Consider the following 8,649-nt stretch of genomic DNA (forward strand, 5'->3'; position numbering starts at 1 on the left):
GATGGCGCCCGGCCGGATTCCGTTGCAGGAGGTGGGGTCCGGCCGGACTTTTTTGTCCCGCGTTCGGGAGCCGTTCGCCGTGCGTTGCGGCGCCCTTCGGGGCAGGGGCGTTCGGCTTCCGCGCCCGGACGTACGCGCAACGGCGCGCCGCGGAGCCTCGGCGGTGTTTTTTCGCGCAGGCGCAGGCGACCTGGCCCCCCCGCGGCCCCGCATCTTCAAAAGCGGCGTCGGCGCGCCCCGTTCCGGGACTTTACAAAGCGTGAGAATCTTTCTACAAGAAGGTTTCTCCCGCGTTCGGCTGCGCGCGGCGCGGGTCTTTTTTCCATGCTTTCTGCCCGCAGGGAGCATGGTTTCTGAACGCCAGAAAGCCGGATTTCCGGCATGATTTTCCGCTCAGGCGGGTTAACCGTCAAAACATGGGCGCGAGCGCCCGTGAGGTTTTGCCATGGCTAAGAACAATAAAGTTATTCTTGCGTACTCCGGCGGTCTCGACACCTCCGTCATCCTGAAGTGGCTCATCGTCGAGCGCGGCTATGAAGTCATCACCGTCACCGCCGACCTCGGTCAGGAAGACGATCTTGACGGCGTGGAACCCAAGGCCCTCAAGACCGGCGCTACCAAGGCCTACATCGAGGACCTGCGCGACGAGTTCGCAAGCGACTACATCTATCCCATGCTTCGTTCCGGCGCCACCTACGAAGGCCGCTACCTCATGGGCACGTCCATCGCCCGTCCGCTCATTTCCAAGCGCCTTGTGGAAATCGCCCGCAAGGAAGGCGCTTTCGCCATCGCCCACGGCGCCACCGGCAAGGGCAACGATCAGGTGCGCTTCGAGCTCTCCATCAACGCCCTCGCTCCCGACCTTCAGGTGATCGCCCCCTGGCGTGAATGGGATCTCATGAGCCGCACCGCCCTCACCGCCTTTGCCGAAAAGCACGGCATTCCGGTGAACGCCTCCAACAAGCACTACAGCATGGACCGCAACATGCTGCACTGCTCCTTTGAAGGCAGCGAACTCGAAGATCCGTGGGAAGAACCCGGCCCGAACAGCTATGTGATGGCCGTGCCCGTGGAACAGGCTCCCAACGAACCGGAATACATCACCATCGGCTTTGAGAAGGGCGACGCCGTCACCCTGAACGGCGAACGCCTCACCCCCCGTGAAATGATCATGACCCTGAACAAGATCGCGGGCAAGCACGGCATCGGCCGCCTCGACATGGTGGAAAACCGCTTCGTGGGCATGAAGAGCCGCGGCGTGTACGAAACCCCCGGCGGCACCGTGCTGCACGTGGCCCATCAGGACCTTGAAGGAATCTGCCTCGACCGCGAAGCCCTCGCCACCCGCGAAACCATCATTCCCCGCTACGCCGCCGCCGTGTACAACGGCTTCTGGTTCTCGCCCGAACGCGAAGCCATGCAGGCCCTCATCGATCAGATGCAGCGCGGCGTGACCGGCGAAGTGCGCCTCAAGCTCTACAAGGGCACCGCCTGGCCCGTGGGTCGTTATTCTCCCCACAGCCTCTACTGCCAGGACCTCGCCACCTTCGAGGAATGCGCCACCTACGATCACAAGGACGCCGCCGGCTTCATCCGTCTGCAGGGCCTGCGCATCCGCGGCTATGCCGACCGCGTGAGCCGCTTCCTCAAGTAGCATGACACAGGCCGGGGGATGTTCCTCCGGCCTTTTTCCGAAGATCCGGCGGCCCGTCCGACTTCCGCGCTCCTTGCCCGCAGGGCGACCCGTCCCCGGGCAGGGCGACGACGGCGCAGGGAGAACTCTGCGCGGGAAGGGAAGTTTTGCGTTTGTTTCGCTCTCCCGGCAAAAACAGGTCGGCGCGGCGATTTCCGGCGCAACGTTTCGTTTCCCGTAGAAGATTCCCGGCGTGCCGGTTACCGGCGCAGATGTCGCGTTTTCCGAGAGAGCCTGCACGAGGCGGCCCCTGAGCCTGTTTCGCGCTCTCTTTCGGAGAGCAGAGGCGCACCGAAAGGAGGCCGCGCCGGGGCTGCTGCCTTGCGGCGAAAGGTTGCGCTCTGCGTCTGCCGCGCGTTGCCGCAGGTCTTCGTTTTTTCGTCCGACGTTTCGCCCGGCGTCGGAGTTCTGCCCAAGCCTGCGCCTTTGTGCGCGGCGCGGGTGCAGAAGGGCGTTTTTTTCGAAAGCGCCGCGTCCTGCGGCGTTTGCGCGTTTTCCCGCGCTGCGGGAGGCCCCGCGTATTCCAAGCCGCGACTGCGGCGTTAACCATTCTGGAGTTACCATGTCCGACAAGCCTTGGGGCGGCCGCTTCAAAGAAAGCACCAGCCTTGCCGTGGAAGCCTACACGGAATCCATTTCGTTCGACAGCGCGCTCTACGCGCAGGATATCGCCGGTTCCAAAGCCCATGCCCACATGCTGGGCGAGCAGGGCGTCATCACCCGCGAAGAGGCGGCAACGCTCATCGAGGGCCTGGATCAGGTGAAGCGCGAAATCGAGGAAGGCTCCTTCCCCTGGAAGCAGGAACTCGAAGACGTGCACATGAACATCGAAACCCGCCTCACCCAGATCGTGGGCGAAGTGGGCAAGAAGCTGCACACCGGCCGCAGCCGCAACGATCAGGTGTGCCTCGACTTCCGCCTTTTCGTGTCCGACAAGATGCGCGAATGGATGCGTCTTTCCCGGGCGCTCATCCGCATGTTCGTGCGCCGCGCCGAAGAAAACCGCGCCGTGCTGCTGCCCGGATGCACCCACATGCAGCCCGCTCAGCCCGTGAGTCTGGCCCAGCATCTTCTGGCCTACGCCTGGATGCTCAAGCGCGACGCCGAACGCATGGCCGACTGCGAACGCCGCGTGCGCGTAAGTCCGCTCGGCGCGGCCGCGCTGGCCGGCACCACGTATCCGCTCAACCCCGCCATGGTGGCCGACGAGCTCGGCATGTACGGCATCTTCGACAACAGCATGGACGCCGTGGCCGACCGCGACTTCGCCCTCGAAGCCCTGTTCTGCGGCAGCGTGTGCATGGCGCACCTTTCCCGCTTCTGCGAGGAAATCATCTGGTGGGCGAATCCGCTTTTCGGCTACATCACGCTTTCCGATAAGCATTCCACGGGTTCCTCCATCATGCCCCAGAAGAAGAATCCCGACGTGGCGGAAATCATGCGCGGCAAGACCGGCCGCGTGTACGGCAATCTTTTCAATCTTATGACCATCATGAAGGGCATTCCGCTCACGTACAACCGCGATCTGCAGGAAGACAAGATTCCCTTCATCGACACCGACAAGACCGTGCGTCATTCGCTCTCCCTCATGGCCGACATGCTGGAAGGCATCACGTTCCATCCCGAGCGCATGCGCAAGGCCCTCTCCGCGGGCTTCCTGAACGCCACCGAACTTGCCGACTACCTCGTGACCAAGGGCATGCCCTTCCGTGAAGCGCATCACGTTTCCGGCCGCGCGGTGGCCATGGCCGAAGAACTCGGCGTGGGTCTGGAAAATCTCACGCTCGATCAGTTCCGTTCGCTGAGCGAGCTCATCGGCGAAGACGTGTACACCGCGCTCGACTACGACACCGCGGTGGCGCGTCGCAACGTTCCCGGCGGCACGGGACCGCAGTCCGTGGCCCGTCAGCTTGAGAACATCAAGCGCTGGCTCGACGAGGGCGACAAGTAGTCATGCCCCGCAGAAAGCGCGTTCCCGCCACGCCGGAACAAACGCGGGACTGGCTGAAAAAGGCCGTGCATTCCGCGCCGAGGCCGCTGCCTCCGGGCTTTTTCCCGAGGATTCTGGAACAGTCCGAGCGCGAGGGCTTTTCCCGCGAGGATCTGCTCAACACGCTGGATGAATGGCTGAACTACGGCTACTGCCGCCTCATCGATCCCATCTCGCAGGATATCGAGATCACGCGGGAAGGGGAGAGATTCTTCTATTAGCGGAGCGTTACCGTCAACAAGGAGCGCCGTTCCGGGTCGGAGTTTTCCGATGCCGGGGCGGCGCTTTTTTTGTCGGCGCGGGGCAGGGGCGCGCCGGAAGTCAGGTTATCATGGCACGTGTCGGCGCGGCGGAGCATCATGCGCGAAAAAGGAGCGCGCATGGGCATTCTGTTGATCGGCATGGGAAATATTCTGAAAGGGGACGACGGCCTCGGCGTTCATGCGCTGCGGCGTCTGGCGGAAGAAGGCGTCGCGGGAGCGGAACTTCTGGAGCTCGGCACGTCGCTGTCGGACTGCTTTTCCCTGCTGGAGGGCTACGAATGCGTGATTGCTCTGGACGCCGTGGCCGCGGGCGGCGAACCCGGAAGTTTCTACTGGCTTTCGGAGGAACGTTTTTCGCGGATGCGAGGCCGCGGCCTGAGTCTGCACGAAGACGACCTTCTGGACGCCCTCGACCTTGCCGCGCTCCGAGGCCGGAAACCCGAGCTTCGCGTGGCGGGCATGGAGCCTCTTGAGTGGGGGAACTGGAGCATGGAGCTTTCGCCGCCCGTGCTGGCCGCCATGCCCGACTATCTTGCCATGATCCGAACCCGCCTGCGCGAGCTGATCGGGGCGTGAGAGCAAAGGTCGCGCGGGGGAGGCGTGGCGACGCCTGAAGGCGCGGGGAACGTTATTTCGTTCCGGCGAGGCTGTGTAGACAACAGGCGCGAGCTCGCAGGAACGATGCTGCGTCACGCGATTGTCCGCGGGGCCGGAGCTTGCGGCGGCTTGGCCGGGGGCAGGGATCTGAGAGCGGAGCCGGGCAAAGCAAGAGGGGAGAGAGGTCGGGACGCCGGGGCTGGGGAGACTGCCGAAGCCGCGGGGATCGGCGCGGCGTTTCACGCCCCGGGAAAGGACGGCGAAACTGACGCATTGGCAGTGCTCGGAGTATGCGGCGGCTTGCCGACAGTGCGGGCGGAACATCTCTTCTACGGGCGGATTCGCGTTGTCCGGCAGGCGTCCGGGCTTGTTCTTTTTATTTTTTGCGGGCGCTTCGCGGGGCTTTTCACAAAACAAAACCGGCCTTCGGAAGAAAGGCCGGTCGTGCTTTCAGAGAGGTCCCACGGACTACAAAAGAAACGTCGTGGCCAGTCCGAGGAAGATGAAGAAGCCGCCGGAGTCGGTAAGGGCGGTGAGGAAGATGCTGGACGCCTGCGCGGGATCGCGGCCGAGGGCGCGCAGAATGAGCGGAATGGCGCCGCCCGCAATGGCCCCGAGCAGCATGTCGAGCAGAAGCGCAATGCCCATGACCGTGGCAAGCATGCTGTTGTGACTCAGGAACATGACGCCCACATAGGCCAGCAGCGCCATGAAGATGCCTGTGCCGAGGCCGATTTTGCTCTCGCGGAACACCGCGCCCCAGGAACGGCGGGCGTCGAAACTTTCCGTGGCGAGCTGGCGGATCATGACGGCCAGCGCCTGCTGCCCCGTGTTGCCCGCCTGATTGGCCACCATGGGCATGAGCACGGCGAGCAGGGCCATCTGCGCGATGGAACCTTCGAACAGCGACACGATGAACGCCGACAGCGACGACGTGCACATGTTGATGACGAGCCACGGCAGGCGGATGCGCACCGAACGCGTCCAGGGCGTATCCACGTTTTCGTCCTGACCGGCGCCCACCATGCCCAGCATGTCGGAACTCGCCTCGTCCTGAATGATGTCGAGAACGTCGTCGTGCGTGACCACGCCCATGAGGTGTTCCTCCCGGTCCACCACGGGCAGGCACAGAAAGTTGTAGTGACCGAGCAGACGCGCCACTTCCGCCTTGTCGGTGTCGTACTGCACGGAAATGACGTCCTGCTTGTTCACCATGTTCGTGAGCAGCGTGCCGGGCCGCGCCAGCATGAGATCGCGCAGGGAAATCACGCCTTCAAGCGTTTCCTGACTGTCCACCACGTACACGTAGTAGGGCATTTCCTTTTCTTCCAGCTCGCTGCGGATGAGCATGATGGCCTCATCCACCGTGGAGCTCGACGACACCATGATGATGTCCGTGTTCATCACGCCCGCCGCGGTGTCGGGGTCGAAGCTCAGCAGCATGCGCAGCTCTTCGGCGTCGTCGGCGGGCAGGTTGCTCAGCAGTATGTCGCGGTGCCCTTCTTCCACCTCGTCGAGAATGTCCACGGCGTCGTCGGGATCCATTTCCGCAATGAGCCGGGCCGCGTCATCGGCGTCCATGTTTTCCAGAACGTCGCCGGCTACTTCCTCGTCGAGTTCGGCGAGCGCTTCGGCCGCCTCCTCGGTGGAAAGGTGCGTGAGCACGCAAAGCTGTTTGTTCAGGGGCAGCTGTTCCAGGTGTTCCGCGCGGTCGGCGGGATGCACGAAGTCGTCGCTGTCGATGTCGCTCCCGCAGGCTTCAAGACCGGCTTCCTTCGCGCTGGTTTCGTACTGCGAAAGGTCTTCCTCCTCTTCGGGCGCTTCAGAAGGCTTGCCGGCATCGTCGCCGGTCGGGGCGGCTGCGGCAGGCGCGGGGTTTTGCGCGTCGGCAGTGGAAATGTCTGCGGATTCGGCGGGATTAGCGTCGTTCTGGAGGGGCGAAGCGTGGGCGGCAGGCGCGGCGGTCGGAGTCGTGTCGGGAGTGGAAACAGTGCCCGGCGCAGGTGCGGCGCTCGGCGCGGCGTGGGCGTTCGTCGAAGAAGCCGGAGCGGCCTGCCTTTCATTGCTCCGGGCGGCGCTTGCAGAAGTCTTCGGAGAAACGTTGGTCGCGGGGGAGTCGTTCGGAGTCGCAGAGGCGCTCGAAGCGGCGTCGGGGGAGGTTTCTTCTGCCCGGGCGTCGGAGGCTTCGGCAGGGGAGGCGGGCCCGGCGCTCTTGTCGGATTTTTCGGAGCCGGAGGCCGTGTTCTCTGCGGAAAAAGTCCGGGAATCTTCGGCCTGTGCGCAAGTCGTACTGCTCCCGGTCTGCAATGCTGCCGGAGCATTGGCCGCAGGACTCGTTTCGGCTGCGGGGGCGTCGGGCATCGCATGTTCGACGCTCGATGCGTCGGTTTTCATGGCAGAGGATGTGCTTTCAGACGCCTGCGAGGGGGTGGAGACCGGAACAATGGGGGAGAGACGTTCGTTTTCTGCTTGTGATTGTGTTTTTTTACTCATATCCTGTATTCTCCCCAAACACACTTGACGAATCGAGACAGGTCGCCTAGCCTGTTACTTCACACCATTTTGTGGAGAAACTCTCCTTCGGGACACAGTCCCGCAGAGGAAGAAATAAAGAGGCGGACATGTCCAAAGACGCTATTGAATATCATGCCCGGGCCGCAGGAGCAAGCTCCAATATGAGCGGAAAGGGCTTTGCTGCGCTTCATGTGGATCCTCCCTTCGTCATTCCCGCCGACACCGCGGCGGCGCTTTCCGAAACGGCCTGCGCCTTTGCCGCCGATCTCATCTGTCTGGCGCTTGAGGAAGACGGTCCCGATCTGACGAGTCTCGGCATCTTTCCGCCGGAAGAAGAGTCCCGGGCCTACATCGTGGCCAAGCAGCGCACTCTGGTGGTGGGCTTACCGCTCATCAGTCTGGTGCTTTCCATCATCGGCATGGATCCCGCGTCGTGGAGCGCCGAGGTCGAGGAAGGCAGTCTCGTGGAAAACGGCACCGTGGTGGCGCGCCTGCACGGCAACACCATTCAGCTGCTCAAGGCCGAGCGCGTGATCCTCAATCTGATGACGCATCTTTCCGGCGTGGCCGATCTCACCCGCACCTACGTGGAAAAGCTCGAAGGTACGGGCGTGCGCCTGCTCGACACGCGCAAGACCCTGCCCGGACACCGGTATCTGGAAAAATACGCGGTCCGCATGGCGGGCGGCTGCAACCATCGCATGAACCTTGCCGACATGCTGATGATCAAGGACAATCACATCGACGCGGCAGGCTCCATCACGGGAGCCGTGGAAGCGCTGCGCAACCGCTACAAGCCCTGTCCGCCCATTGAGGTGGAGTGCCGCAACGAGGCCGAAGTGCGCGAAGCGGTGGCCTGCCGCCCGGAGCGCATTCTGCTCGACAACATGGGGCCGCAGCAGCTGGCCGAAGTGCTTCCCCTGATTCCGCGCGACATTGAGGCCGAGATAAGCGGCGGCGTAACGCTGGACACCATTCGGGAACTGGCGCTCTCCTGCCGCGAGCGCCCGGCGGATTTCATTTCCGTGGGCCGCATCACCCATTCCGCGCCTTCGGCTGACTTCAGCATGAAGATGGAGCGCGGCAACCGCTGATTCTGCGCCGTGCCGGAATCGCTCCGGAACACGGTCATGAGGTTTTTATGGAGAACAAGGCATACGTTCCGGGCTCGATCGATTCCCGCATCGAAGAGCTCAGGAAGCGTTTCGGCGACGATCTCGTCATTCTCGGACACCATTATCAGTCCGACGAGGTGGTTCGTCACGTGGACATCGTGGGCGACTCGCTGGAGCTGGCCCGCCGCATTCCCGACATCGAAGCCCGCAACATCGTGTTCTGCGGGGTGTACTTCATGGCGGAATCCGCCTGCCTGCTGGCCCGGCCCGGACAGCGCGTATTCCTGCCCGATCACGAGGCCGACTGCGCCATGGCCCGTATGGCCCGCGCCGAAGACGTGGAACGCGCCCTCGAAAGACTCACGGCTTCCGGCAGACGCGTGGTTCCGCTGGCGTACGTGAATTCCTCGCTGGCCGTGAAGGCCGTGGTGGGACGCTTCGGCGGTGCGGTGTGCACCTCTTCCAACGCGAAGGTCA

At 63.4% G+C, this 8,649-nt stretch carries 7 protein-coding genes; 6 read left to right on the top strand and 1 reads right to left on the bottom strand.

The genetic code is table 11. From position 1 onward, the window contains the following. Positions 1-445 precede the first annotated feature (445 nt). From ACZM96_RS08120 to ACZM96_RS08135, 4 genes are all read left to right on the top strand, one after another. On the top strand, positions 446-1,654 hold the full coding sequence (locus ACZM96_RS08120) for an argininosuccinate synthase (protein ID WP_294486471.1): 1,209 nt from the start codon (positions 446-448) through the stop codon (positions 1,652-1,654). A 601-nt stretch (positions 1,655-2,255) separates the two neighbouring features. Further along, the gene (gene argH, locus ACZM96_RS08125) at positions 2,256-3,644 is read left to right on the top strand and encodes an argininosuccinate lyase (RefSeq protein WP_489488436.1); all 1,389 of its coding nucleotides are present in this window, start codon (positions 2,256-2,258) and stop codon (positions 3,642-3,644) included. A 2-nt stretch (positions 3,645-3,646) separates the two neighbouring features. Beyond that, complete coding sequence (locus tag ACZM96_RS08130; protein WP_294486466.1) at positions 3,647-3,904, top strand: hypothetical protein; 258 nt, start codon at positions 3,647-3,649, stop codon at positions 3,902-3,904. A 159-nt stretch (positions 3,905-4,063) separates the two neighbouring features. After that, complete coding sequence (locus tag ACZM96_RS08135) at positions 4,064-4,522, top strand: hydrogenase maturation protease (protein ID WP_489488438.1); 459 nt, start codon at positions 4,064-4,066, stop codon at positions 4,520-4,522. 489 nt (positions 4,523-5,011) lie between these two features. Here the strand turns inward: ACZM96_RS08135 and mgtE are convergent, their stop codons facing one another. Beyond that, positions 5,012-6,442, bottom strand: coding sequence for a magnesium transporter (gene mgtE / locus ACZM96_RS08140; RefSeq protein WP_489488443.1), 1,431 nt, complete (start codon positions 6,440-6,442; stop codon positions 5,012-5,014). A gap of 722 nt (positions 6,443-7,164) precedes the next feature. Here mgtE and nadC point away from each other — a divergent pair. Together nadC and nadA are read left to right on the top strand one after the other, a co-directional pair. Continuing rightward, on the top strand, positions 7,165-8,151 hold the full coding sequence (nadC, locus tag ACZM96_RS08145) for a carboxylating nicotinate-nucleotide diphosphorylase (RefSeq protein ID WP_489488440.1): 987 nt from the start codon (positions 7,165-7,167) through the stop codon (positions 8,149-8,151). Between the two features lie 47 nt (positions 8,152-8,198). Continuing rightward, a partial coding sequence (gene nadA, locus ACZM96_RS08150; protein ID WP_489488441.1) for a quinolinate synthase NadA occupies positions 8,199-8,649 on the top strand: 451 nt, incomplete at its 3' end.

The organism is Mailhella sp., assembly GCF_057866825.1.

What these genes read in the sequence shown, in the direction of transcription:
- ACZM96_RS08130 (WP_294486466.1), top strand. Translation starts at nt 3,647, where the DNA reads ATGCCCCGCAGAAAGCGCGTTCCCGCCACGCCGGAACAAACGCGGGAC.
- argH (WP_489488436.1), top strand. Translation starts at nt 2,256, where the DNA reads ATGTCCGACAAGCCTTGGGGCGGCCGCTTCAAAGAAAGCACCAGCCTT.
- ACZM96_RS08135 (WP_489488438.1), top strand. Translation starts at nt 4,064, where the DNA reads ATGGGCATTCTGTTGATCGGCATGGGAAATATTCTGAAAGGGGACGAC.
- nadC (WP_489488440.1), top strand. Translation starts at nt 7,165, where the DNA reads ATGTCCAAAGACGCTATTGAATATCATGCCCGGGCCGCAGGAGCAAGC.
- ACZM96_RS08120 (WP_294486471.1), top strand. Translation starts at nt 446, where the DNA reads ATGGCTAAGAACAATAAAGTTATTCTTGCGTACTCCGGCGGTCTCGAC.